Annotated in this window: 21 protein-coding genes; 10 read left to right on the forward strand and 11 right to left on the reverse strand. The window is 39.5% G+C overall.

Annotation, left to right across the window (positions count from 1 at the left end):
• The first annotated feature begins 2 nt into the window (after positions 1–2).
• From I6F47_RS16695 to I6F47_RS16710, 4 genes are all read left to right on the forward strand, one after another.
• Positions 3–1,793, forward strand: coding sequence for an alkaline phosphatase (locus I6F47_RS16695; protein WP_197184221.1), 1,791 nt, complete (start codon positions 3–5; stop codon positions 1,791–1,793).
• Between the two features lie 139 nt (positions 1,794–1,932).
• Positions 1,933–2,646: a hypothetical protein gene (locus I6F47_RS16700; RefSeq protein ID WP_197184222.1), complete on the forward strand. Its 714-nt coding sequence runs from the start codon at positions 1,933–1,935 to the stop codon at positions 2,644–2,646.
• Between the two features lie 299 nt (positions 2,647–2,945).
• Positions 2,946–3,239: a hypothetical protein gene (locus I6F47_RS16705; protein ID WP_197184223.1), complete on the forward strand. Its 294-nt coding sequence runs from the start codon at positions 2,946–2,948 to the stop codon at positions 3,237–3,239.
• A complete protein-coding gene (locus tag I6F47_RS16710) occupies positions 3,229–3,564 on the forward strand; it encodes a hypothetical protein (protein ID WP_197184224.1) in 336 nt (111 codons plus the stop codon). Before I6F47_RS16705 ends, I6F47_RS16710 begins: the two co-directional genes overlap by 11 nt.
• 131 nt (positions 3,565–3,695) lie before the next feature.
• On the opposite strand, the gene I6F47_RS16715 is transcribed toward I6F47_RS16710, so the two are convergent.
• The 9 genes from I6F47_RS16715 to I6F47_RS16755 form a co-directional block, all read right to left on the reverse strand.
• Positions 3,696–5,585 (reverse strand): monovalent cation:proton antiporter-2 (CPA2) family protein, encoded by a 1,890-nt coding sequence (locus I6F47_RS16715; protein ID WP_197184225.1) that lies wholly within the window; start codon positions 5,583–5,585, stop codon positions 3,696–3,698.
• Between the two features lie 121 nt (positions 5,586–5,706).
• Positions 5,707–6,708: a hypothetical protein gene (locus tag I6F47_RS16720; RefSeq protein ID WP_197184226.1), complete on the reverse strand. Its 1,002-nt coding sequence runs from the start codon at positions 6,706–6,708 to the stop codon at positions 5,707–5,709.
• Between the two features lie 206 nt (positions 6,709–6,914).
• A complete protein-coding gene (locus I6F47_RS16725) occupies positions 6,915–9,446 on the reverse strand; it encodes a TonB-dependent receptor plug domain-containing protein (protein ID WP_197184227.1) in 2,532 nt (843 codons plus the stop codon).
• A gap of 268 nt (positions 9,447–9,714) precedes the next feature.
• Complete coding sequence (locus I6F47_RS16730; RefSeq protein ID WP_121953470.1) at positions 9,715–10,560, reverse strand: DUF4198 domain-containing protein; 846 nt, start codon at positions 10,558–10,560, stop codon at positions 9,715–9,717.
• 38 nt (positions 10,561–10,598) lie between these two features.
• A complete protein-coding gene (locus I6F47_RS16735) occupies positions 10,599–11,108 on the reverse strand; it encodes a DUF2271 domain-containing protein (protein ID WP_007580449.1) in 510 nt (169 codons plus the stop codon).
• Positions 11,108–11,740: a PepSY-associated TM helix domain-containing protein gene (locus I6F47_RS16740; protein WP_007580451.1), complete on the reverse strand. Its 633-nt coding sequence runs from the start codon at positions 11,738–11,740 to the stop codon at positions 11,108–11,110. The genes I6F47_RS16735 and I6F47_RS16740 overlap by 1 nt, the downstream gene beginning before the upstream one ends.
• 124 nt (positions 11,741–11,864) lie before the next feature.
• Positions 11,865–12,260: a YbaN family protein gene (locus I6F47_RS16745; RefSeq protein ID WP_197184228.1), complete on the reverse strand. Its 396-nt coding sequence runs from the start codon at positions 12,258–12,260 to the stop codon at positions 11,865–11,867.
• 127 nt (positions 12,261–12,387) lie between these two features.
• The gene (locus tag I6F47_RS16750) at positions 12,388–13,713 is read right to left on the reverse strand and encodes a hypothetical protein (RefSeq protein WP_007580455.1); all 1,326 of its coding nucleotides are present in this window, start codon (positions 13,711–13,713) and stop codon (positions 12,388–12,390) included.
• A gap of 99 nt (positions 13,714–13,812) precedes the next feature.
• Complete coding sequence (locus I6F47_RS16755; RefSeq protein WP_007580457.1) at positions 13,813–14,295, reverse strand: MarR family winged helix-turn-helix transcriptional regulator; 483 nt, start codon at positions 14,293–14,295, stop codon at positions 13,813–13,815.
• A 427-nt stretch (positions 14,296–14,722) separates the two neighbouring features.
• Between I6F47_RS16755 and I6F47_RS16760 the strand changes: the two genes are divergently transcribed.
• The 4 genes from I6F47_RS16760 (at position 14,723) to I6F47_RS16775 (ending at position 20,620) form a co-directional block, all read left to right on the forward strand.
• Positions 14,723–15,571 carry a D-hexose-6-phosphate mutarotase gene (locus I6F47_RS16760; protein ID WP_197184229.1) on the forward strand — a complete coding sequence of 283 codons (849 nt, stop codon included), beginning with the start codon at positions 14,723–14,725 and terminating at the stop codon, positions 15,569–15,571.
• A 36-nt stretch (positions 15,572–15,607) separates the two neighbouring features.
• A complete protein-coding gene (locus I6F47_RS16765; RefSeq protein WP_121953468.1) occupies positions 15,608–16,141 on the forward strand; it encodes a PH domain-containing protein in 534 nt (177 codons plus the stop codon).
• Positions 16,134–17,681: a PH domain-containing protein gene (locus I6F47_RS16770; RefSeq protein ID WP_197184230.1), complete on the forward strand. Its 1,548-nt coding sequence runs from the start codon at positions 16,134–16,136 to the stop codon at positions 17,679–17,681. Before I6F47_RS16765 ends, I6F47_RS16770 begins: the two co-directional genes overlap by 8 nt.
• Before the next feature lie 122 nt (positions 17,682–17,803).
• Positions 17,804–20,620 (forward strand): TolB family protein, encoded by a 2,817-nt coding sequence (locus I6F47_RS16775; protein WP_197184231.1) that lies wholly within the window; start codon positions 17,804–17,806, stop codon positions 20,618–20,620.
• A 16-nt stretch (positions 20,621–20,636) separates the two neighbouring features.
• Here the strand turns inward: I6F47_RS16775 and I6F47_RS16780 are convergent, their stop codons facing one another.
• Positions 20,637–21,797 (reverse strand): tetratricopeptide repeat protein, encoded by a 1,161-nt coding sequence (locus I6F47_RS16780; protein ID WP_007580472.1) that lies wholly within the window; start codon positions 21,795–21,797, stop codon positions 20,637–20,639.
• Positions 21,798–22,113: 316 nt separating this feature from the next.
• Here I6F47_RS16780 and I6F47_RS16785 point away from each other — a divergent pair, with 316 nt between their 5' ends.
• A complete protein-coding gene (locus I6F47_RS16785; protein ID WP_197184232.1) occupies positions 22,114–22,833 on the forward strand; it encodes a DUF6445 family protein in 720 nt (239 codons plus the stop codon).
• Between the two features lie 483 nt (positions 22,834–23,316).
• Here the strand turns inward: I6F47_RS16785 and I6F47_RS16790 are convergent, their stop codons facing one another.
• On the reverse strand, positions 23,317–24,453 hold the full coding sequence (locus I6F47_RS16790; protein WP_165722683.1) for a PepSY-associated TM helix domain-containing protein: 1,137 nt from the start codon (positions 24,451–24,453) through the stop codon (positions 23,317–23,319).
• A gap of 290 nt (positions 24,454–24,743) precedes the next feature.
• On the opposite strand from I6F47_RS16790, the gene I6F47_RS16795 reads away from it, so the two are divergent.
• Positions 24,744–25,358 (forward strand): PQ-loop repeat-containing protein, encoded by a 615-nt coding sequence (locus tag I6F47_RS16795; protein ID WP_165722718.1) that lies wholly within the window; start codon positions 24,744–24,746, stop codon positions 25,356–25,358.
• The last annotated feature ends 34 nt before the right edge of the window (positions 25,359–25,392 follow it).

Below are 25,392 nucleotides of genomic sequence, written 5' to 3' on the forward strand. Positions count from 1 at the left end.
ACATGAACAAATTAACGGTACTTTCTTTGGCAGTAATGGTCGCGCTAGCAGGTTGCTCGAGTGACGATAACAAAAATGAAAACAATATTATCGCAGTAGATAACGCTATTGCAGTGGGCTCTGAGCAGTGTATTAATGGCGGTGTAGAGACGCAAGTAGGCGCAGATACCAATAATAACGATGTACTAGATAGCGATGAAGTTAACTCAACTAACTTAGTGTGTAATGCACCTGCAACCTCGTTAACAAGCGAGCAGTTAGCCTCGCTCACTAGTAATACTTGGTTTAGTGAAGCACAAACAAAATTAGGTGCTGCACAAACAGCCAGCAGCAACATTGTTACTGAATCAGGCAAAGCTAAAAATGTTATTTTATTTGTTGGCGATGGTATGGGTATTTCTACCATAACCGCAGCACGTATTTTAGCGGGTCAGTTAGAGGGTGAAATGGGTGAAGATCACCAGTTAAGCTTTGAAACTATGCCTTTTTCGGGCTTTGTAAAAACATACAACGTCGATGCGCAAACGCCAGATTCGGCAGGAACTATGACTGCAATGGCATCGGGTGTTAAAACCGACGCGGGCGTTTTAGGTATAGATGAAGCGGTTGAACGCGGTAATTGTGCATCAAGCAAAGGGCACGAACTTGTTACCTCGTTAGAGCTTGCTGAAATTGCAGGCAAAGCAACAGGGATTATTTCTACAGCGCGTATTACTCACGCAACCCCAGCTGCAACGTATGCTAAATCGGCAGAGCGTAACTGGGAAGATATCTCCGATATGCCTGAGTCAGAAACCGCGTGTGAAGATATTGCATCGCAACTAGTTAACTTTGAAGCCAACCTAGAAGCACGCTTTAGTGGTGTTGATGTAGACGGTATTGACGTAGTAATGGGCGGCGGTCGTCGTCACTTTTTACCAAAAGATGCTGCGTTTAATTCAGCCGATGCAGTAAGTGCAGTTGAAGGGGATAGAACCGATAACCGCGACTTAACCGCAGAGTGGAAAACGCAATATCCAAATGGCACATATGTTATGGATCAAACGGGTTTTGATGCAATAAGTGACGACGCCACTAAAGTGTTTGGCTTATTTAACGAATCCCACATGCAATACGAAGCTGACCGCGCAAACGATGTTGCAGGCGAACCTTCGCTTTCACAAATGACCGAAAAAGCAATAAACGTGCTTGATAACAACGAGCAAGGTTTTTTCTTAACGGTTGAGTCGGGTCGAATTGACCACGCGCATCATGCGGGTAACGCTTATAACGCGTTAAACGACACTATTGAGCTTGCTAAAGCCGTTAAAGTGGCGATGGAAAACACCAACCCAGAAGAAACTTTAATAGTTGTAACAGCCGATCACAGCCATGTATTTACCATTGCCGGTTACCCTAAACGCGGTAACCCAATTTTAGGTAAAGTGGTTGCCGTGGGCGAAACTGAGCCAAGCCTCGCCGCCGACGATATGCCTTATACAACTGTTGGCTACACTAATGGTTTAGGTTACAGAGATTTAGGCGATGAAACCAATGCCGATGCATCTTACTTAGCCGCACCGGTAACAGGGCGTGTTGACTTGAGCGATGTTGATACAACAACACCGGGTTTTCACCAAGAGTCGTTAGTACCACTTGGCTCAGAAACACATGCCGGTGAAGATGTTGGCGTTTATGCAATGGGACCAGGTGCACATTTGGTAACAGGCACAAACGAGCAAAGCTTTTTATTCCATGTAATGGACTTTGCCGCTGACTTTGTAAAAACAGCAGACGAAAAACTAGCGCAATAAATACCGGCTAGTTATAAATTTAGTTAAATATATCTAAATAAAAAACCCCGCCTACTTTGCGGGGTTTTTGTCATTAAACTGACATTTATAATCGTTATGTTATTGCCATAAACTTGAAATATAAATAAGAGATAGCTAAATGAAAAAAGCGTTATTAATAATTGCCACGCTTGTAAGTACAAGTAGCTTTGCCTCGCAATGTGATATTGATGCCAAGCATTTAAAAGCCGATTATAAAATTACCAACAGCCATAAAGCGCAGCAAAGTAGCGAGTCACTTACCCTTTGGCGAAACAATCAGCAAGTAGCGCATCAAAGTGAAGTAATAACCGAACTTTGGCAGCACTTAGCTAATAATCAAATACGACCAATACGTTACTTTAACGCCCAGCAACGCGGTATTGAATACCAACCATCTGAGGTACGCGGCGTACAAAACTGGAGTGCTAAAAGTCAGCTGGTGGATACACATTTAATCGAAAAAATGACCTTAGTAAGCACACAAGGCAAAGGCTGTGATGAAGTAAAAAACTATACACTGAGCGAAAATGGCAACGACTTTAACCTCGCCTTTTTTACGCATTCAAAATTAGTTAAAACATTTAGTATTAGTAATAAAAAAAGCCAAACAAGTACATTGCTAAGCCTTAATAATGTAAACACTAATGAGCCATTAATTAGTGCTCAATTTGCACAGTGGGATCGCTTTCAAACTACCGATTACGCCGACATTGGCGATAACGAAAATGACCCATTTTTAGCTAAAATGATAAACCTTGGTTTTATTGAGCACGGCGCAACTGGCTTTTATAACCCGCAGGGCGAGGCTATTCAAGGCGGACACCACCACTAGTTTTTTAAATGTTGTAGTTCATAGTTTGTTTGCTTTTTTGAGTGACGTTTACACTTTGACGGGCAGCTATGGACTATAAGCAGAAATTAAGTGGGCTTTTTAATGTAAGTCATTGCCAACAAAGTAATCTTATTGAGTAACCTTCCTCTTACTTCCAAAGTTACTCACCTTTCATATGACGTTATAGTTGGCAATAATTTACATTCTTTGATATTAATAGAAGTTCACACTATAGGGACGCTTGTAAAAGTAAGGAAAAGCCCTCTGATAAAGCTGCTATAAGCCTAGGAGAACGAATAGTGAAAGTAGCCTCCAAAAAAGCAAAAAACCAATCTAGCTCTCTATACATGAAAATTCTCAATTCTCTTGAGAATAAAAACTACAGATACAGAACTATACATGGGATTTCCAAAGAAACAGGTTTACCTGAAACCCAAATCATTTCAATAATTGAGAAGCATTCGAATGATGTTGTTCAATTGTATCGAACTGATAAAGCTGGTCACCGACTATACAGTACTCGCAAAAAATATAATAAAACGGCGGGTATATCTGAAAAAGTAATGGGGGTTTTTCTCAACCGTGTCTACTGAGATTGCTATATTCGGCGTTAATATAGCGCAAACAACTTTTGTTAACTTAGCTGGACTATTTGGTGGCTTTTTTCCATTTATCGTTGACCTAATACAACGTCAAAATATTGAAAAAACAAAAAGAACTGAGTTGTGTAAGCTCTTTTATTTTTTAAAGTTAATATTGCTACCTATCTGCGCATTGATTATTACAGCTTTTGCTTCTAGTTCCGGTAATGTAACTACATGGTTAGCCGCGTTATATTTAGGTGCTACCTTTCCTGTGTTTGCTCAAAAAGCCGTAGCTTTAAAACCAGCAACTTTAGATACGAAAAACGGAGCTTAGAATTATATTAAGAGCTTTAAAATTAAAAATAGTTGGTTATGCTCCTATGTCACTAAATTTTAATCAACTATTTTCAATCTTATTGAGGAACTACCATCACCAGTTAACAGCACAAATATAATTAACTAATACTACTCCAAATGAGCATCATCAGGCTTTTTGGGTCTATCAGCTAGCTCTGTTAGGCCGTCTTCGCAGTCGCCGCTGTCGCAGGTATTTAAATCGTCTTGTGCTTGTTTATCTTGTTGCAGCACTTGCTTTAAATCTTCCATACGTTGGCGCACGGCTACGCCGTAGCTAGCGTCGTCGCCCCATAATGCAGCAAGTTGCAGCACTGCAGCGCGGTCGTGGTCTCTAAATAGCTTACCAGCACGCTCTGCATCTTGCTTAGTGTTACCTAGCAACTCGAGTGCTTCTACGGCAAGGTTAATAGCTGAGTCGACGGTTTCGCGGTTAAACGCATCTACTTTTAAATTAAGTAACTGATACGCATGGCGGCGGTCGATTGCGCGAGCAACAATTTTTAACTGCGGGTAGTTTTTATGCGCGAGCTTAATTATCTCAATAGTTTTATCGGGGTTATCAATTGCAATTACTAGCATTTGCGCGGTGTGTGCGCCTGCGGCTTCAAGGAGTTCTTGGCGTGCTGCATCGCCATAAAATACAGTATTGCCAAAACGGCGTAGTAATTCTATTTGGCTAGGGCTGTGATCAAGTACGGTAATTTCGTAGCCTTGCGCGTGCAGTAAACGCCCCATAATTTGGCCAAAACGTCCGTAGCCCGCAATAATTACGTGCTTAGCGGTGCTAATTTGCTCTGGCTTATCAAACTCGGGCAGAGCACTGCTGCTGCGTTTTTGTATTTGCTCATAAACCATAAGTAATAACGGCGCTATTAGCATTGATACCGCCACAACCAAAGTAACAAGGCTGGTTTGTTCGGGCGTTAAAATACTTAAGGTGGTGGTTACGCTTAAAAGTACAAAGGCAAACTCACCCCCTTGGGCAAGTGCTAAGGCAAATAATAACTGCTGTTTGCTGTTAATTTTAAAGGTAACGGCAAGGGCAAATAAAATGCAGGCTTTAACCACAATGAGTAAAACCACTAAGCCTATAACAGTACTAAACTCGTTAAATAGCAGTTCAAAGTTAATTGATGCGCCAACAGTTATAAAAAACAATCCTAAAAGTAAGCCTTTAAAGGGTTCTATATCGGCTTCTAATTCGTGTCTAAATTCACTCTCGGCAAGTACTACGCCTGCTAAAAAAGTCCCCAAAGCTGGCGATAAACCAATACTTTGCATAACTAGCGCAATAGCGACCACTAAAAACAGTGCAAAAATAGTAAATATTTCGCGCATGTGTGTTTGGGCAATGTATCTAAATAACGGCGCCGATACATATTTACCGCCGGCAATAATAGCGGCAATAACCGCAACCGATACACATACTTGTTGCCATACCGGCCAGCTCGAAATAATCGAATCGCTGATTTCTTTTGTGCTAGTTTGCGGGGCAAATGCAAGCAGTGGCAATAGAGCTAAAATAGGAATAATGGCGATGTCTTGAAACAGCAATACCGAAAATGCGTTTTGTCCGGCTTCTTGCTTTAGCCAGCCTTTTTCTTCAAGGCTTTGCAGCACAATAGCGGTAGAGGAGAGCGCGAGCATTAAACCAATGGCGAGTGCGGTTTGCCAATGCATGGCAAAAAACCAATAACAAAACGCAAAAATTGCCGCTGCCGTTAACACAACTTGTAAGCCGCCAAGCCCTAAAATAGAGTGGCGCAATGTCCATAAACGCGAAGGTTGTAGCTCAAGGCCTACTAAAAAAAGCATCATTACTACGCCAAATTCAGCGAAGTGCATTACATCGGTTTGATCGCCCACAACACCCAGCGCATAAGGGCCAATGAGTATGCCGGCAATTAAATAACCTAACACAGAGCCAAGTCCGACTCGTTTTGCAATAGGGACAGCTACTATGGCTGCTGCTAAATAAATTAAAGCAATTTCTAACACGCGTTTATCCTAAGTCATTCTATTTATGCTCAAGGTATTTGAGCATAAATAGAATGACTTAGGTTCTTATAAAATACAATAATTCATGTGGCTGAAAATACGTTATTTTTAGCTCATACTGTTAGTCAGCTACTTTTACTGAACCGCTAATATTATCGATACTTACATCGCCCGAGCCCGACTCAGTAATAGTCAGCCCCTTTGCATGATTAACGCGAATATCACCCGAACCGTCTTCAATTGTTACGCTTGAGCCAATATGCTCAATGATCATGTCGCCAGAGTTATCATCAACATTAACTGCACCGCTTATATGGCTTATTACTAAATCACCCGATCCATCTTCAACGTTTAGCGAACCGGTTATGTTGCTCACGTGCATTTCGCCAGAACCATCGTCAATAGTTGCATTGCCACTTACGTTGTTTATATGAATACTGCCAGAGCCGTCGGTTAATTCTAAATTACCTGCGATGTTTTCAAAGTTTACTTCACCTGAGCCATCGTCAATAGTTGCATTGCCACTTACGTTGTTTATATGAATACTGCCAGAGCCGTCGGTTAATTCTAAATTACCTGCGATGTTTTCAAAGTTTACTTCACCTGAGCCATCGTCAACAGTTAGGTTTTTAGCACCGCTTATAGTTAAGTCCCCCGAGCCGTCTTTTACATTAATATTGCTTTGCATAGCATTTATAAAAATGTCGCCAGAGCCATCATCAATATCTAAATTTAGATTACTTGGCACAGTAACCACTAAATTAATACTTGGAGATTGACCACTGTAAAAGCTAATACCATTACGGCTTTTATTTTGGGCAACAAGCTTTGCCTGTTTACCGTCTTGCTCGAGCGTTAGCTCGTATTCGTCTTCAATGTCGGCTGTGTAAATAGTGGCATCAACACTAATGCTGGTGGCCGTTTTTGAGCCTTTTATTTCAAGGCTACCTGCGCCGCTTAACACATTTAAATATTCAAGATTATTGCTTGGCAGTGATAGCTGTTGAGTTTGCTTTACTGAGGCAACGCTTGGCGATATATGAAATACACAGCCACTTAATAATAAAATTCCGCCAATAAGTGAAAGTGGTTTTGCAATGCTTAATTGTGTTGATGAGCTCATGTTTAGTCCTTTGGTATTTATTGTTTGTATTTATATAAACAATATAGAGCAAAAATGAGGCCGAAATGTAAGCTGTTGTTTTATATAGGGTGGTGGTTTTTTATGAAAGTTGAAATACTAATAAGTGGTTAAAATAACTAATTATTAATATAAAAGGATGCGCGATGCATCCTTTTATAATTGCTCTGCTTTTATTAGGGAACTAATTAAAAGCTGTAAGTAATGTTACCGTATAAAAAGCGTCCGTCTAATCCGTAAGGCGCATACGGTGTGTACGGGAATATTTGGCCAAAGTCAGAGTAACCAATGTTATCCGCGGTGGCTTGTGGGTACTGATCGAACAAGTTGTTTGCACCAACGGCAAATTTCCAATATTCGTCTGGACGGTATGCCACTTCTAGGTCGGTGATCCATTTAGGGTCTAGGTATTCATCGCGATCAGCTGTAGTTGATATATCAGCGACTTCACCATAACGTGTGGCACGAAGCGTTGTTTGCCATTCGTTAAAGTTCCACACTGCTGATAGGTTCCATTTGCTATCTGGCGTGCCTTCTTCAAAGCGACCTACTTCACGACGTGCAAACACTACGTAGTCGTCACCTAGTGAGTTAAGCTGCGCTGGGTTGTCGTTTACGTGTGTTACTTCGGTATCGTTAAAGTTAGCTGCTACGTTTAAACGTAAATCACCTAAGTTGTCTAAATCTAGGTTATAAGTGGCAACTATATCTACACCTTGCGTGCGTGAGTCGATAGCGTTGGTAAAGTAACGTACGCTTTCGGTATTTAGCTCACCGGCATTTTGTAGTATTTCAACAACTGCATCGCCTTCTAAGTTTTCAGACAATACAATACGGTCATCAATATCAATACGGTACGCATCAACAGTTAAGCTAAAGCTGTCTTGAGTGTAAATAAAGCCCGCAGTAACGTTTACTGACTCTTCAGCATCTAACGGCTGTGCACCTAGCGCTTGCGCTGCTGCAGAATCGGTTGGGAATAAACCAACTTCAAATGGTTGGTTGTTTTCAAGTACGGTTGATATTTGGCGGTACGAGCTTTGCGCTAAAGATGGCGCACGGAAACCTGTGCTAATTGCACCACGAAGCGATAGGTTTTCAGTAATGCTGTAACGCGAAGCAAGCTTAGAAGTAAATGTGTCGCCAAAGTCGCTGTAATCTTCATAACGACCCGCTAAAACGACGTTCCACTTTTCTGTTAAGTAGGTATCAAACTCAACAAATAAAGCGATGTTATGACGGCTTTCGTCAGTCGCACTTTCTGGTCCAAAACCAGCAAGTACTTGCGCGCCACCGGCTGCAATTGGGTTACCATCGCTATCAAGTGCGGTGATGTAAGATGCTTCTTCGCCTTCTTCTATTTTGTAGCTTTCGTGGCGGTATTCAGTACCTACGGTAAAAAATACGTCATCAGGTAAGCCTAAATCGAGTGTGGTATTGGCCGTTGCGTTTACTAAAAACTGATCGTAAACCAATGCACCGTTGTCAAATTCGGTTGGGCTGTCGGCACCTAGTGATGTGTTAATACTATTTACAACACCGAAACCAAAGTCGTTGCGGCCGTAGTTGGTACTTACATCCCATGTCCAGTCGTTAGTTTCGCCTTGTAAGCCCAGTGCAAATGAGTAGTCTTGTACGTCTGTTTCAATTTGCGGCAAAAAGCCATCTGGGTACACTTCTAAAACGTTACGGCTGTCTTTTGCTCGGCGGTAAAAACCACCTGAATTACCTTCACGCTTTGAGTAGCTACCAAATGAATAAAGGTTTAAGCCGTTATCTAAATCGTAACCCATGTTGTAAAACAACGCGTAATCTTCAAGGTCTGCTTTACCAAAACGGTGATTGTAACGATCGATAGTAAATTCACGTGGGTCTAGGCTGCCATCATCAAGGCGGCTGTATTGTTCGCGTGGGTCAAAGCCTGAGCGTTGCGTTGAGTCGTTATCACGGTACTCAATGGATACGTTTACAAAACCGTTATCAGATAACGCAAAACCAGAGTTTGCGCTAACAGTGCGTGTTGCACCGTCGTTTACTTCTCTGTCGCCACCGGTATTAAAGGCTAAGTCGCCGTTTGCATCTGCATAGGTGCTGTCTAGCTGAGATACACCAGCCATTTGAGTATCGTATTTACCGTACGTTACGCTTACGCTACCGCCTTCTGAGGCATCTTTAAGTACAATGTTAATTACCCCAGCAATTGCATCAGAACCGTACTGTGCGGCTGCGCCGTCACGTAGTACTTCAACACGTTTAATTGCAGAGGTTGGGATCATGTTCAAATCAACAGCTGTAGAGCCTCGGCCAACAACACCTGCTAAGTTTAATAGCGCACCGGCATGGCGGCGCTTACCGTTTATAAGTACTAATGTGTGATCGGGTGCTAATCCACGTAAAACAGCTGGTTTTGCATGGTCAGTACCATCACCCATAGTGGCACTTGGGTAGTTAAAGCTAGGTACTTGGTTTGCTAGTATTTGGCTTATTTCTAGCTGACCCGTACTTTGCATATCACCGCTGGTAATAATGTCTACGGGTACCGTACTTTCGGCAATACTGCGTAAGCTTCTGCGAGTACCGGTAACCGAAATTACTTCGATATTCTTTTCTGCTTGATTGTCTTGCTCTGCGGCAACGGCCGTAGAGTAAGGTGTGCTAAGTGCAGTGGTAACGGCCAAGCTAAGTGCTAGTTTATTTGCAGATAAACGCTTAAAAGTCATTAATTGTTCCCCAAGAGCTGCTAGTCGAAAAGGAGCGCATCATATAGAAGCGACTACCCTAGTGCAAAGATAAAAACTATCTAAGATATTCTAAGTTGTTAACATATAAGGTCACTGTTTACGCGCGATATAGGCGTTTGGATCGTTGTAGTTGCAATCTTGTGTCGAATGGTTGCGAATTCAAGGGAATTTTAGATAAAAGTTAGTAAGACGTAAAAAGGCCAAGCAAATGCTTGGCCTTTCAATTTTTTAAATTTAGTGATTTAAATTATTCAGGGGCAACTTCAAGCGTTGTAAATAATGCATAACGTCCTGCATCTACGCCTTCTTCATTTACGGTAACCTTGTTAGAGGTTTCGATTAGGTATAGGCCTGGTTCTTTCCACGTAATTGTAAACATACCGTCTTTATCGGTCGTTACTTTTACTTCGCCACGGTCGTTACGGTAGCGTGTGTCGCCTTTTAAAATACTTACTTCAATGCCTTCACCAGCAGATTTACCATCTTGTAGTAATTGAAAACGTGCTTGCTCACCTACAAATAAATCGTTTGGATGCGTTGGACCGCTAAGCTCTAAGCCTAAACCTAATAGGGCAGGCTTTGAGGTGCCATTTCGGCTTACAAATGTATCTACTGTTGAAACAACCTTCGTTGTAGTTACATCTTTTGCATTGCTAGGTAACTCGGCGTCTGTTTTCTTACCAAATACGCGTTTGCGCTTACCTTCTTCGTTTTTATAGAAGGTCATGTACATTGGCTTTTGGGTCATTGCAATGTGGTAAGTACCTTGCTCTGTTAAGCTTACCGCAGCTGAGCTTTTACGCTTTAAGTAATAAGCACGAATGGTTTCAGATACTGGCTCACCATTAGGCGCAAGTGCCATTAATAATGTGTCGTCGTACTCGGCGCCTTTTTCTTTAGGTTTAAAGGCTTTGTCTGGTGCAAAAATTTCGTTTGAAATACTTGCGTCAATCATTACGTAATGCGCTTTATCGCCTGATAAAGATGTATGCGAAGGTAGTAACCAACGTCCGTGTGCACTTGCTGAAGTTGACACTAAAGCAGATAAGCTCAATGCGCCGATTAATGCAGTTTTTAATAAATTAATTTTCATTATTTTTCCTTTGCTTAAATTCTAGTAATAAATAGGTGCTACTTAGTGCTTACAGTGACGAAACTTTGTGAAAACTCGTTTTTACCATCAATTGTAATTTTTCCCGACTTTGTTAAATCAAGCTCAACACGGGCGTAATCTCTACCGCCTTCTTCGCGTACAACTTCAATATTTAGTAAGTATTTACCTGGTTTTACTGGGTTACCGTCTAAATCGTTACCTTGCCAATTTATAGTGTAAGTACCCGCGCGTTTTGTTGCGCCGCTAATGCCGTCAAAGTTGGCATCGCTTTTACCGGCTTTACGCCACCATTGGCGTAAGTCTTTAAACCATTCTGCTTTTTGTACCCAAAGTGCAAGCGTTGTAACGTGTTTGCGCTCTGGTGTTTCAAGCCAAACTGCAACGTATGGACGGTGATACGGTTGTACTTCTAAGTCGGGAAGCGTTAATTCAACCTCTAGCTGTGGTGTTTGTGCATGCGCTGTTGTTTGAAAAAACGCAGCTACTAGCAGTAATGCGGCGCTTATAAATAATTTAAATTTAACCATTAAGACACTCCTTTTATTTGTGGAACCCAACATAAATAAATAACCAGTGGAGTTGCGACTCCTAGTAAGGTTATCCATATTCCTGCTAAGCGTTTTTTTCTATTTTGAAACAAAATAATCATGCCGGTGATGGCAAATAAAATCATTAGTACGGCAGATATATCAATTACCCAACTCCATACTTCACCGCTGTGGCGGCCTTTATGTAAGTCGCCAATGAGGCTTAAAAAGCCACCTGTTTGGTAATCAAGGTTTAACTCGCCAGTTGTAAAATCAAGCTCTGCGTAAGCAAACCCAGCAGGCAGTGGGTAGTCGAGCATGACAAGCGCGTCTTCTTTTTCCCACTCAATGCTTTTTACTTTAGTAAGTGCATATTGCTCGGCTAAGTAAGCTTCTATTTCTGGGTAAAGCGTTGGCAACGTATTTAACTGTTCATTTGCTTTGGTAACTAGCTCTGCTGGAATTACCGCCGTTACTTGGCCGTTATTTTTATCGTTTTTAAGCCAATCAATATGATTGAGCACTATGCCGCTAACGCAAAATAAAATAAGCAAAAAAAACAAAGCTGTAGAAATATAAATATGTAGAGCACGGCTTGTACTATACAAAGCCCGCTTATTAATAAACGACATAAAAACAGTAAATAAATTAAATTTACAACATGATAATGATTTGCATTAGCTATTACAAATTTACTTACTTATCTTTACATAAAAACTTTAAAACAAAGGTGGTATGCAGGTAAAAAATGAATATTTAATGCTTAGGGGGGCTGGAGGGTCTTAAAATAAGGTAAATCATTACCGATACTTCTATTACTGCAACGAGATAAATAACCCAAATAGGGGCGGCTGAATACAGTAAAAATATAAATCCAATTAACATGCCAATGGCGGCGTAGCATTTGGCTTTAACAGGCACTACTTTATGGGTTTGCCATTGCTGCAAAGTTACACCGTAACGAGGGTGGTTTAACAGCCATTGTTCAAGCGCGGGTGATGAGCGAGTAAAGCAGGTGAGCGCTAAAATAAAAAATATAGTGGTAGGCATGACCGGCAGCACAATGCCAATAATGCCCAAGGCTACAAGTATTAAGCCAAGTGCTTTAAACCATAAGTTTTTATAACAAATAAACACTGCTTTTATATTCACTTAGGCTCTTTTTAGGCGTGTTATGGTATCTCTAATTGTAGGCTAAATAGCTATTAATTCGAAGCTTAAAATCAATAAAAAAGGGCAAACTAAGTTTGCCCTTTTAAAAATAAATGCGGTTAACAGTTTAGAAGTAGTAACCAATATTTATGTTGAAGCGACGTTCTGTATCGCCATCACCAATAATTGTTCCGCCAATAAATGGCTGGTTACGTGCTTGAATAAAGTCGAAGTAACTAAAGAAACCACCTGCAGCAACACTCATACCCGTTACGTTCATCCATGTATCTGCGCTATCGTCAGACTTGTCATAAATAATACCGTAATCGTTGTAAAATTGAATGTCGGTAACTGGACCCCAATCAAGCGAGTAATTATAAGCAACGTTAAAGTTAGTCATAGTTGCTTCGCTAGATACGGTATCGTAATAAGCATACGCACCAACAACAAAACGGTCGCTGCTGTCGTCTAGATCGTAGTCGTATTCACCGTGTTGAAATTGGATATTCCAGTTGTTAATTGTGCTATCAACATGAAATGCCCATGCGCCGTAGTTACCTGCACGATCGTTACCGTCATGTAAGCCACCACTTAATAGTGATACACCCACATCGGTAGTTATATTTTTGCTGTGTTCAATTTGATATGTTGCACGCCCGGCAAACGTATTGTATTCGCCTATGCGAGAGCCTGGTGCATCGTATGTACCTTCCTCTGCTGAACGACTACCAATAATGTCGTAAGAGTAACGATGGTTAATATCTGAAGAGCCACCGTCTATACCACCTAGCTCATCATTTTTGAAAAAGCCTAGGTCTAGTTTCCAGTTATCTTTAAGTTTACGTTTTACTACTACACCTAAGTCAAAGTCGTCTTCTAGACCTACGTAATAATTAGTACTGAAAAAGTAGCTGTGTGAGTTGTATGGGCCATTACCAAAAGGCACGGGTGCAATACCTGCTTGTCCTTCCCAGCCATCTGCAAACTCGTAACCTAAGTAAGCATACTTAACAACGGTCATGTAATCGTAAAAACGTATTTCGCCGTTAAGTGAAATATCGTTAATCTCACCAGATACATTTATACGGAAAATATCAAAATCAAAATCGCCACCGCGATCTTGGGTATCTTCATCGTATGTGTTGGTGCTGTAATTAAAGCGTATTGCTCCACCAACTTTAATGCCTTCATCTTTTTTCTCAGGTTCAGCTGCGGCAACTTCAACTACTTTTTGATCAGATTTTTTACTGATGTTTGCAACTTGTTGTTCGTGCTGCTTATTAATTTGCTGTTGTTTTGTTTTTTCATCAGCTAACTTATTTTCAAGCAATTGCATTTGTTGCTTTAGCTGTTTAAGTTGGCTTTGTAGTGTGTCTAGATCATCAGACGCATAAGAAGTGCTTGTAACACCACCTAGGACTAGTGCTAGTGTTAATTTTGAGAGTTTAGTCATAATAGCCGCTCTGCTTGTGATTAAAAAATAAAAAATTCAAGACGTCAAAAAACGCCTTACGTTTAGAGTAAGTACAAAACTATGTATTTTTTTTATTGTTTATTCTTTAGGAGCTTGAGTAAGTGCACCAACTTCTAGAAGGGGCGATGCATCTAATTTATCTGCATCCATCATCGCGGCTACACGCTGCATTGATGAGAGTAAAAGGCTCTGTTCCCACTCAGCAAGCGCAGAAAACTTTTCAATAAAGTGTTCTTGCAGTGGCTGAGGTGCTTTATCAAGTAACTCTTTTCCTTTATCGGTGAGGTATAAGCTCACTCTGCGTTTATCCATTTGACTGCGTACGCGTGTTACTAAGTTTCTGCTTTCTATTCTGTCGAGAATATTGGTGACCGTTGCTGGGCTTAAATTTACGTTTTGAGCAATACGGCTCGCCGTTATTCCATCGGTTTTTTTAACTTCTTGCATTATAAGCAATTGTGGGCCAGTTAAACCCGAAGTTTTATTTAGCTGCTTAGAATGTAAGTCAATCGCGCGGATCACTTTACGTAAAGAAACCAATAACTCGTCATATTTTTGCATTTGCTTATCTCATCGATGGGGCGGTAGTTTGCCGTAATCGCGAAATGTTACACATCAAATAAATTGAATTCAAACAATATATTGCACATTAGGCCGCTTTTGTTGGTTTTTAATAGTTAGAGCAGTAACTAATGTAAAATTATATTGTTTAAATTATATTAAATTTTCTTAGCATCTTGTGTGCATTAAGTTGCGCACAGTACGTATGTTGTGAATAATTGGCAAGTCTTATTGTATAGACTTTAGTATTATTCATTTACAGCTGTTAGTACAAAGTAATTGTTTGTGAGTTTACTGTATATGTATTAATCGGCAATGAACAAATTCAGCAATCAATATTTAATATCAATAGCGTATACTTTAAGCATGCATTATTGTTTCTGCACAAATATTAAAAATCTTTAGTATCAGTATTATAGGGGAAGGTATGAAATTATCGCCATCAGTTAGCATTGAGCAAAGCGAAACCGGTCTTGAGTTTATTAAAATAGCTAGCTCAAAGTGCGATGCAAAAATATTTTTGCAAGGTGGGCAAATTACCGAGTTTATCCCTAAAAATAACAAGCCACTTATATGGGTATCACAAGACGAAACTTATCAAGAAGGGGCAAGTATTCGAGGTGGTATTCCTATTTGTTGGCCGTGGTTTGGTACACACGCTAATGATGGCTGGCCTGCCCATGGTTTTGCGCGCACAAGTGTGTGGCAAGCTGATGAAGTACACGAATCTGATGAGCAAATTACAGTTAGTTTAAAGCTACCCATGAAGCTTGTTAATACGACGTATTGGCCACATCAGTCAGCATTAAAAGTTGAGTTTGTATTAAGCGGTAAATTACAGGTTCGCTTAACGACCGCTAACTTAGGGAGTGCGCCATTTAGCTTTACTCAAGCGCTACATACCTATTTTCCTACATCAGACATTACAAATACCCATGTAGATGGTTTGCAAGGCGCGCAATATATTGAGTTTAGTGAAGGGCCATTTGTACAAAACGATGTTGTAAGCTTTAATCGCGAAACCGATATGGTCTATACACAAGCAAGTACAGTGCAAACCATTAATACGCCAGAAGGTGTTATTAATGTGAGCCGCGAAAACTCAAGTTCGTGTGTACTGTGGAACCCATGGATAGAAAAATCAAAACGCTTATCTAACTTTGCTGATGATGAATATAAAACAATGCTCTGCTTAGAGGCTGCTAATGTACTGACAGATAAAGTAACGCTTGAGCCAAAACAAAGCCACACCTTAATAACCACCATTAGTTGGTAAGCTAGTCATAATTAAAAGCAGGAATAGGGACAAATAGTGTTTAACAATCAACAAATAATGGATTTACCAAAGCATAGTGATATTAGCTTTAAGCCATTGGCTGATAAAGCCTTATTACATACACAGCTTAGCTCGCTTCTGTTTTATATACCGCTAATTGGAGCGCTTATTGCTGTTTGTTATTTTAATGAAGCCTTTGCTAATAATGCACAAACGTATTTGCTAATTGGTATGCCAATTTTGGTGGCCGTATCTATGGCGTACAACATAATAAGTGTGAGGTTGCGAGGTTTTGCAGTGCGAAATCATGACATTGCTTTTAAAAAAGGCGTTATTTGGCAACAAGTGACGGTATTACCTTTAGCGCGTGTACAGCATATGGAAATACATCAAGGGCCAATAGAGCGAAAGCTTAGCCTTGCGAGTATTAAATTATTTAGCGCTGGCGGTGTAAGTGCCGATTTACAAATTAGTGGGCTAACCCATGATGATTGTAAAAATATGCGCCAATTTGTACAAAACTATCGCCAAGACGACGCAACTACTCAGGCAACTTTAGTCGATGAGTAATGCAACTATCGAAGATAAAGCGAGCCCTATTTACTGGCAAAAAGTATCGCCCTGGGCGCTTTTATACTTTGTTGTGCACTTTAGTGTGCGCTTTGTAAAAGATGGCCTTTTAAACTTACTGCCTATGCTTGTCGTGTTTGTTACTCAAGTAGAAAATAAGTTGTTTTGGGCACAGGTTGCAGGTGGGATTGCGCTAATTTCGTTGCTTATTTACTCATTTTTATATTATTTAAATTTTAAGTTTTGTATTAGTAGCGACAACGAAATATTGCTTAACAAAGGTGTATTTAAAAAAGAGCGACTTACGCTTAAATTTGGCCGTGTGCAAAACGTTAATATTGCCGAGCCATTTTACTTTACCCCCGTAAACTTAGTTAATTGTATTTTTGATGCTGCTGGCAGTGTGTCGCAAGAAGTTGTTTTACCTGGCGTCACTAAAGATTACGCACAGCAAATGCGTAAACAAATATTTGATTTTAAAGCGCAGCAACAGCAAGAAATACAAAATACTGAACAAAGCGAAACAGACACTATCGAAAACAGCCTAAGCATTAGCAATAAAGAAATAGCTAAATTTGGTTTAATGTCGAATATGGCTATTTTAGCAATCGCTGCTTTTGCCCCTTTTATAAACTTGATTATCGATTTTTTAGAGAAGCAAATTATTGCGAAAGTAGAAGGCTTTTACCAACAAGAGCTTGGTATGCTGGCAAGTGCTGCTACCTTTGCGATGATCACCTTAATTGTTTTGTTAGTTTTGGTGGCTGTAATGCTATCGGTGACTATGTCGCTTATTCGTTTTTATAACTTTGAGCTTTATTTTAAAGGTCAAAAATTTAAACGTATTGCTGGCTTGTTAGAGCGCCATCAGCTTTCTATGAGCATGGATAAAGTGCAATCTATTGTTATTAAGCAAAACCTAATGGGGCGATTACTAAAGCGATTTACCGTTGAGTGCTTGCAAGCAAGTAGCGGCGGAATAGCAGCCGGTGTTGCGGCTAAAAAAAATAAACAAACCTTAGTATTACCTGTATTAAATAGCGAACAAGTTGATAGTGTATGCCAGTGGATTTACCCGTGGTTTAATAGTAAAAAACTCGCTTTTAAGCGCGCAGAGCGAGCGCTTTTGTATAAAAATTTAGGCTTTTATTCACTGTTACCCAGTGCATTAGTGTTTTGCTTTTGTTTTATTGCTGATATTAATACTTTTATAAGCCTTGGTGTTTTGGTGGTGTTTTCTGGCTTGGTAACTTTGTCGTATCAGCGTTATGGTTATTACATGCATGAGGATAATGGCCGATTTTACATGGTTGTACGCAAAGGTATGATTGGCGTTCATTACCGTGTTTTTGAGCTTTATAAAGCGCAAAGTGCACGCAGTATAAGCACGTACTTAATGAGACAATCAGGCTTAAAAAGCCTGTATATACAACTTGCTTCAGGGTTTGCATTTATGCCCTACATAAAGCAGCAAGATGCTGACTTTATTATTGATTTTACAATTAAGCAGATTGAGTCAGATACTCGCAGCTGGATGTAAACTCCCCTAATAAAACATGTGTAAATACACATTTGCACATGCTTTATTACACTTTCTTACTGCCCATGAAAGACATTTAATAATACCCTAGATGGTATTAAGGAATTCTTTTAGGGACGCTCATGAAAAAAACACTTATCGCATCAGCTTTATTACTAGCAGCACCAAGCTTTGCAGCCGATTGGCAAACTATTCATACTGAACATTTCAACATTCACTACAGTGTTGAGCATGCTGATTTTGCTAAATCAACTGCAACAGAGCTTGAAATAGTACGCACCAAAGTGCTTGAGCAGCAAAACAGAGCACTTGATAAAACAGTTGATGTAGTGGTGTTTGATCCCCTAAATGCAGCAAACGGCTTTGCGCTACCTACCTCAAGTAACCCTGTAATGGCACTTTTTACAACCCCACCACAATCCGACACAGTTATATCAAACAGCTCTGGCTGGCAGCAGTTGCTTGTGTTGCATGAATATATTCACTTAGTGCACTTAGCACAGCCTACACGCAATCACTGGCAGCAGAAAGTACGTGGTATATGGGATTTATACGACTTAACCTACAGTGATACGCCGCGCTGGGTAGCCGAAGGTTATGCCACATTGATTGAGTCTAAAATGACGGGTCGTGGACGTTTGTTTGATAACTACTCAGAGTCAATACTGCGAGAATTTGCTCAACAGGGCGCACTGCCAACCTATGGGCAGTTAAATGGCGAGCAGGGCTTTATGGGCGGCTCAATGGCGTATTTAATGGGTAGTCGCTTTTTAAATTGGTTAGAGAAAAACTATTCAGAACAAAAACTCGATAGTGTTTGGACGCGAATGCAAGGCGTAAAAACGCGGAATTTTGATGAGGCATTTAGCGGTGTGTTTGGGCAAAGTGCAGCCAAGCTATATCGCCGATTTATAGCTGAATATACCTATAAAGCAATGCAAATAGAGCAAGGTGAGCCGTTACTTAATAGTGAACTTTGGCTTGAGCTTAACTTATATGCAAGTAACCCAGTACTTTCAAAAGATGGTAGTAAAATTGCGATTGTTGAGCGAGATAAAGAAAGTAATACCAAGCTTATAATTTATAGCACTGATGACAACATTAAAGCGCAAGAAGAGTTTACTAAAGCGCAAAAAGAGCTACTCGAAAACGATGCACAAGATATTCCCGATACAGCACCAAGTGTATTTAAGCGTGAACAAAAACAAGTGCTTAATCAAATTAACCGAGCCGGTATTGCAAATCCTCAATGGGTAAATAGCACAACTTTATATTTCAATGCGTACAGCAATGAAGAGTCGGGTATTTATAACAAAGTGTCTGACATATTTAGCTATAACACTGACACTGGAAATATTACACAACTTACCGAACTTGCTGGTATACGACGATTTAGCGTAACCAGTAACGGCGAAACCTTGTATGGCGAGCAAATAAGAGATGGCTACTCTGAATTAGTAAAGGTTGATCTCAATACGCAAACCATCACACAATTATTTACAAAAAGCCTTGAGACAACTTACGATTACCCAATACTCAGTCCTGATGAAACTAAATTAGTTTATTTATCAACATCATTAAATGAAAATTGGCAATTGTATATACAAGGTATAAACGGCGAACAACAGCTATCAGTACCTATGCCAGACGGGTATCAATATTTAAGTCAGCCAAGCTTTAGCCATAATGGCGAGTCACTTTATTTTGTTGCAGGTTTAAATAGCGCCACCGATATTTATAACTACAACATAGAGAGTAAAACACTCACCAAGTTAACCCAAGGGCAAGAGGCCGTTGCCCACCCAATTGAAATGGCTGATGGCTCGTTACTCTATTTTTCGATAACTGCAGATGGGCCAAATGTAAAAACACTGCCAAAAGCTATAAAAAGCACTGTAGTTACTGAGTTTGCAGCTAACAAAAAAGCACCGCTGCTAATAGTAAACGAACATACACTTCCAAAAGCTAAAATATATAAGCACGAAACTACAGAGCAAACAAATTACAACGTGCTCGACCAGCACGCTACCTTTGCGCTTGGCTCTCAGTATTATTCGGCTTCTACCAGTTTGTTAGATTTAAGCATTAAAAGTAGCGACTTATTAAAGCAGCTCGACTTACAAGCGGGTTATAGCACTGATTTACACGATGGGGCATTGCACGGTGGTTATGTGCAGGCAAAATATAATGCGCTTGATGTAAAACTGAAACTTGCACTGTTTGACTACAATTTAGATACATCGCGCCAGTATCAGCAAAGTCTAAGTGCAGACATGGATGCCCGTGGTGGTTTTGCCGCAATAAGTTATCCCGTTAAATTTGGACAGTTAAGTTTAATGCCAGAGCTTGCCTACAATTACACTGATTATAAGCAAAGCCATAAAAGTTGGACGCGTTTAGGTATTGCTCAAAATTGGCAATATGATCGTCAAGACTTTGCTATAGGCCAAAGTATTTATGCGAGTTGGTACGATGGCAGTAGCAAAAGTAATAATTGGCAAGGTTATGATTTAGCCGCCAAAATTTTTGGTAAAGCGTTTGGTATTCCTCTTTATACAAACTTTGATCAAAAGCAACGTGACGATAGCAGCCTTGCATTAGGTGGCTTTAGCTCAAATCTTATTAATCAGCAGCAAAATAGTGAATATGTACTTTCATCTGAGCTGCCTTTTTACAGTGCAACTGCAAAGCGCTATCAAGGCTACGGTGGCGGCTTTAGCTTTAAAGAAGGCATGCCGTGGCTTTATTATAAGCAACATCAACTCGACGACACCGTATACGCACAAAGCTACGGCTTAAAATACCAAGGTGACTTTAGTTTTGGAATGGGGCCAGCAGGTGTAAACGATTTAACGTTTAATATGGGACTGTCGCGAGTAGAAGGCGACAGTTTTGAAGATGAAATGCGTGCTTGGCTGAGCTTTTATTATTCGTTATAAATATTAATTGGCTAAGTTACTTATCCATCTGCAAGGATAGTAACTTAGCTTGATATACATCGAGTTTTTGATTATCACGTTCTAGTTCAATTGCTTTTTCAAGTAAGGTTTGTGTTTGTTTAATATTACCTTGTTGATAGCGAACTTTTGCGAGTTCCAAGTATAACTCAGCAATGTAAGGCGCTTTAGTAATAGCTTGCTCAAGGTGTGCTTTAGCCTGATGAGCGTGGCCAGCTTGTAAGTTGTTTTTAGCGATCACTAGTAATTCGTATGGGTCTTTTTCTTTATTAACTAATTGTGAGGTGAGCTCTTTAACAAGCTCTTTGTCGCCTAACTTTTTAGCTAAAAGCTGATAGTTGCTGATTAAATTAATGCTTATTTCGTTATTACTAAGTGCTGTTTGATAGATGTTTTTAGCGCTTTGTAAATCACCAGCTCGGCGATGTAAAATGCCCGCTATGTTAAATAGCTCTGCATCATTTGGTGTAAATTTATTCGCTTGTAAAATAAGAGAGTAAGCAATATCCAGTTGTTTGTCTGCCAATGCTATGGCAGCTAAATTACTATAAAACTTAGAAACTAAATCGTTATAGTCTGCGCTGCTTGAATAAAAACTGCGACGGGTAGGGAAGTAGTCGATTAATGTGCCCGCTCTGAAAAACTCAATAATATTATCATCTTTTTTCTCTACTTTTGGAGCATATACTTTTGTTCTAAAGTGATTAGCGACATAAACAACATTATTTTCTTTTGCGTATATGGGCTTACTTGTAACTTCTTGAAAGCTTGTTTCTAACCCAAGAGCTTGTGCGTAGCTTTGCGTTAAAATGGCTAAACTAATGCAATTACCTTGCGAACGCTTTAGGGTTTGAGCTGAAGTAAGTGTATCGCCATGGTATTTAAAGTTAGCTATCTGGCTTTCGAGGTAGTTGTAAATTATGCGGTCATCACGGATTTGGGATAGCTTTTGGTTTTCGGCGTAAGCTAAAAACATTTCTTTTTCAGCATCCGGTAACTCAAAAATACTGTGCTCGGAAGGTGTGTCGAGTTTATTAAACAAAGAATGGTTTAATAGTTGTTCAAGCCCTACTTGTTGTTCTACTTGCTGAACCTTGGTTGTGTTACATCCAACTAAAAATAAAAAGGTAATACTAATAACTATTTTGATAAATATCATAACCCACTCCTTTGTTAATTTTTACATTACAATGTGGTGGGTTTTTAATCAATGTTATAGATGTTTTTTCTAAAAACTTTATAAATAGACTAATGCTAAATTTACGATGTATAAAATTTTGGCTTAAATACTAATGTGACCATAGTTTTATAATGAAACACTAATAAACTATGCCCTCAGCCCTAATACAGAGCTGTAGGCAAAATAACGGTAGTAGCTTTGGGTATGCGCTAAGTAGAGTTTTATTATTCACTTTAAATGACTGTTAAGTAAATGTTATATTCTGAGCTGTTTTAATAAAATAAGTATTTTGACAATGTCATTTAAGCATCAGAAAGTTCCCAAGAGCGTTGTACTTCCAAGCGTCCCCTCCGACGCACCTGGTTTAAGGTATGAAAAGCCAGAACTAGGTAGTAACTATTGGGTTGTTGATGAGTTTTTTAAACATGAAGAAGCAATGGTTATTCGTTCTTCATGTTTAAAAAAAGAGGTTTGGAAGTACGGTAAGCCGTATACCAAAGAACTTTGGCCTGGAATGCGCACTCCTAATGCTCTAAATAGTAAACAGCTTAAAAAAATAGAAAAATATGTTAAGTCAGTTATCAAAAAAAATAAATTATGGGTTGCTGATTCCAATAAGGTTGTAGTTGATACCAATACTGCAATTTTAGTGGGGGCTGAAGAAGGGGCTTCTAGGCCTCATGTAGATAATCGTTATTTATGTAGATACGCTGCTGTTTTGTATTTAAATCCTGATCCAATTACCTCTGCCGGTACCTCTTTTTATCGTTTAAAGTATGCAAATGAAGCGGCAGGAGGAAATATTGTCGATCCTCCTTATGCTAACCTTGTTGATGCACTTAATGTAAGTAGCCTTCCATATAGCGCATGGTATAAAGACATAGATATTGAGAATCGCTTTAATCGTTTAATTATATTTAAAGGTAGTATTGTTCACAGTGCATCTGAGTATTTTGGAGATGATTTAAATACTAAAAGGCTGGCGATAACATTTTTTTGGATGTGCGAAGATTAATTAATAATTCTTTTTAGGCAGAAAAATCTTGTCGATAGTAAGGCAAAAATTTCGTTATTTAGTTGTTATAAATGAGACGTTTTTAATGCAACTAGCGTTAGGTTTACTCCCTCAAAATGACTAAGTATTATTGCGCACTCTCTTCTATAAATAATATGTAGAGTGCTGTTTTTATAATTTATAAATAGCTTATTATTAAATGAATCATAAGCTATTATTTTTAAACGCTAGGGCATGTTGAACTTTGTGGATTGAAATTTGTTCAATCTAGGGGCGATTAAATCGCGGCGCGAGGTTTGTAACCTAGTGGGCTAAGTAAAAACCGAGCAACAAAGAGTCAATCGTCCCTAGAAAGAACCCAAAGGGCAGCGCATGTTTGGTATTTATGCTGCGTTATCGCCTATTCATGGGGAATAACCACACTACATAGGCTTCGCCTTGCCTAAAAACCAAAGATACTGCTGCAAATTCACCCACCAAAGATCAACACGCCCTAGTGACTTGGCGTTTATTTAATCGGTTTTTTTGTGATTGTTTTTTACGTTTTCGGCGAGTAAACCATAAGTAAAAACCAGTACCTGCTAGCCACACTGGGCTTAAACCAATTACGCACCACAGTATTTTACTTATTAGCCCTGCAAAGTAGCCAAAATGAAGTTTTCTAAAACTATCAATTACCTGCCAGCCAACGCCTACTTCGCGAATATCCCAGTTAGCTATGTGCTCGCCTGTTAGCTTGTTATAGCTAACCGTATTGGCATACTCACTAGCAAGTGGGTTGGCGGTATCGACTTCGCCGAATAAAGTAATATTTTCGTCAGGTTCGAGTGGCATAACTAAAAACGTGCCGTTAAAAGTGGGTATTTGTTTTTTACTGTCATTGAGTATGTGTTGAAATGAAATATCGCTACTGTGTAGGTTTTTGGTTAGTACAAAGTGCTCTTCCTCTGCGTGTTCAATAACTTCGTGATACCACACCGCCCAGTTAAAGTAGCCACCTGTGATAGCTAAAATAATAATGATGGGAGATCCTATAACCCCCGTCATTTTATGAATGTCGCTAAGTACAATTTGCAGTGTTGCACGCCAGCGCACACTAAATAGACGCTGCCAAAATTTACGATAAATAATAAGCCCAGTAATACCTAATACCAATAAAAACAGAGCAAAAAAGAAGCCTAGTACAGTACCTGTTTGCCCTGGCAGGTTTTTAAAGTCGTTCAGTAAAAAAGTGTAATGTAGTTCTAAAAACCAATCGGTAAAATAATGGCTGGTACCAACAGGTTCAGACAAAATGTCACCCGTATACTGGTTTAAATGAAACTTATACCATTGCTCTGTGCCGCGTTTGACTAAGTAAACCCGATCAGCTGTATCATCGTTAAATATTTCCCAACTACCTACTACATATTCAGGGTAAGCATGCTCTGTTTTGGCAATTAACGTGTCGATTGGCATGCGCTCTGGCAGTGCATTTACAACAAAGTGGCTGCTTGGCATAAGTAAGCCATCTATTTCACTTTTAAAAACTAATACGCTCCCTGTAATACTAATAACAATCAATGGAATGATAGCTATTAGAGCGATCCAACTGTGAATTTTAAAAAGAGTTTTTCTCATAGGTAGTTTTATATACAGCAGCTAATGACTTGCGCATGATAACAACTATCATTTTTATTTAATAGTTTAGCGGTGAGGCTTTCTATTAAACCGGTAAACCGTGAACTTAATTCTACGGTTTTTGTATACCTAGCTTGCCAGTACCTAAAACAAGAATATCTTATTTAGTTGAGTTAAATTTACGCGGCTCTACAATGCCGCGCTCATAGTAAAAGCCTTTTAAAACAAATGTTTATTAAATGTTTTTATTTCTGCTTTTAATTAACATTTATGTAACGAGCGAGGTTGCTTTGGCGCATTATTTGCCTATATTGTCTTCATTTATTCTGGTTTTTAGTTTTTTACCATTACTAAACAAAATTCGAAAAAATCGTAGTGTCTCAGGTTTATCACTATTGATGATGACGTTTGGGTTAGCACAAAGCCTTTATTTTATAACCTACAATATTTATTTTGAGCGTTTTTATATTGCGTTACCATTTATTGTAACCGGTGCGTTAAGCGGGCTTATTTTATATTTTTTTGCACGTTATAACGCAGCTAAACGAGAACGTGTACAGCTGGTTACTATGCTAGGTTTTTCGTTACTGCCTTTTTCACTGCTTTTAAATTCAAGCCTCGATACTGCAACGGTATTAAGCGCTTTAACGTATGTTGGCCTTGTGATGAGTTCGGTACGTGTTATGCCGCAAACTTATAAAACATTGCGTACGGGTAATGTGAGTAATTTAAGCGCGCGCTACTTTAGCTTGCAGTTTATTGCTGGTATTTGCGGCTTAGTTGTTGAGCTTACAACAGCGGCTCCAAGCACGGCGCACTTACTTATGTTTATTATGCTGTTGCTTACCAATGCTGTGCAATTTGGTTGTATGCAATATTATAGAATGCGGCCTGTAATAGCTTAAAGCCAAAATAAAAGTGCTAATTTAGTTTAGGTAT

Origin of the sequence: Pseudoalteromonas sp. NZS37, from assembly GCF_015864265.1 — a bacterium.
Taxonomy (GTDB): domain Bacteria; phylum Pseudomonadota; class Gammaproteobacteria; order Enterobacterales; family Alteromonadaceae; genus Pseudoalteromonas; species Pseudoalteromonas arctica.

What these genes read in the sequence shown, in the direction of transcription:
- I6F47_RS16780 (WP_007580472.1), bottom strand. Translation starts at nt 21,797, where the DNA reads ATGATATTTATCAAAATAGTTATTAGTATTACCTTTTTATTTTTAGTT.
- I6F47_RS16760 (WP_197184229.1), top strand. Translation starts at nt 14,723, where the DNA reads ATGAAATTATCGCCATCAGTTAGCATTGAGCAAAGCGAAACCGGTCTT.
- I6F47_RS16720 (WP_197184226.1), bottom strand. Translation starts at nt 6,708, where the DNA reads ATGAGCTCATCAACACAATTAAGCATTGCAAAACCACTTTCACTTATT.
- I6F47_RS16695 (WP_197184221.1), top strand. Translation starts at nt 3, where the DNA reads ATGAACAAATTAACGGTACTTTCTTTGGCAGTAATGGTCGCGCTAGCA.
- I6F47_RS16730 (WP_121953470.1), bottom strand. Translation starts at nt 10,560, where the DNA reads ATGAAAATTAATTTATTAAAAACTGCATTAATCGGCGCATTGAGCTTA.
- I6F47_RS16700 (WP_197184222.1), top strand. Translation starts at nt 1,933, where the DNA reads ATGAAAAAAGCGTTATTAATAATTGCCACGCTTGTAAGTACAAGTAGC.
- I6F47_RS16750 (WP_007580455.1), bottom strand. Translation starts at nt 13,713, where the DNA reads ATGACTAAACTCTCAAAATTAACACTAGCACTAGTCCTAGGTGGTGTT.
- I6F47_RS16770 (WP_197184230.1), top strand. Translation starts at nt 16,134, where the DNA reads ATGAGTAATGCAACTATCGAAGATAAAGCGAGCCCTATTTACTGGCAA.
- I6F47_RS16755 (WP_007580457.1), bottom strand. Translation starts at nt 14,295, where the DNA reads ATGCAAAAATATGACGAGTTATTGGTTTCTTTACGTAAAGTGATCCGC.
- I6F47_RS16785 (WP_197184232.1), top strand. Translation starts at nt 22,114, where the DNA reads ATGTCATTTAAGCATCAGAAAGTTCCCAAGAGCGTTGTACTTCCAAGC.
- I6F47_RS16740 (WP_007580451.1), bottom strand. Translation starts at nt 11,740, where the DNA reads ATGTCGTTTATTAATAAGCGGGCTTTGTATAGTACAAGCCGTGCTCTA.
- I6F47_RS16775 (WP_197184231.1), top strand. Translation starts at nt 17,804, where the DNA reads ATGAAAAAAACACTTATCGCATCAGCTTTATTACTAGCAGCACCAAGC.
- I6F47_RS16790 (WP_165722683.1), bottom strand. Translation starts at nt 24,453, where the DNA reads ATGAGAAAAACTCTTTTTAAAATTCACAGTTGGATCGCTCTAATAGCT.
- I6F47_RS16735 (WP_007580449.1), bottom strand. Translation starts at nt 11,108, where the DNA reads ATGGTTAAATTTAAATTATTTATAAGCGCCGCATTACTGCTAGTAGCT.
- I6F47_RS16725 (WP_197184227.1), bottom strand. Translation starts at nt 9,446, where the DNA reads ATGACTTTTAAGCGTTTATCTGCAAATAAACTAGCACTTAGCTTGGCC.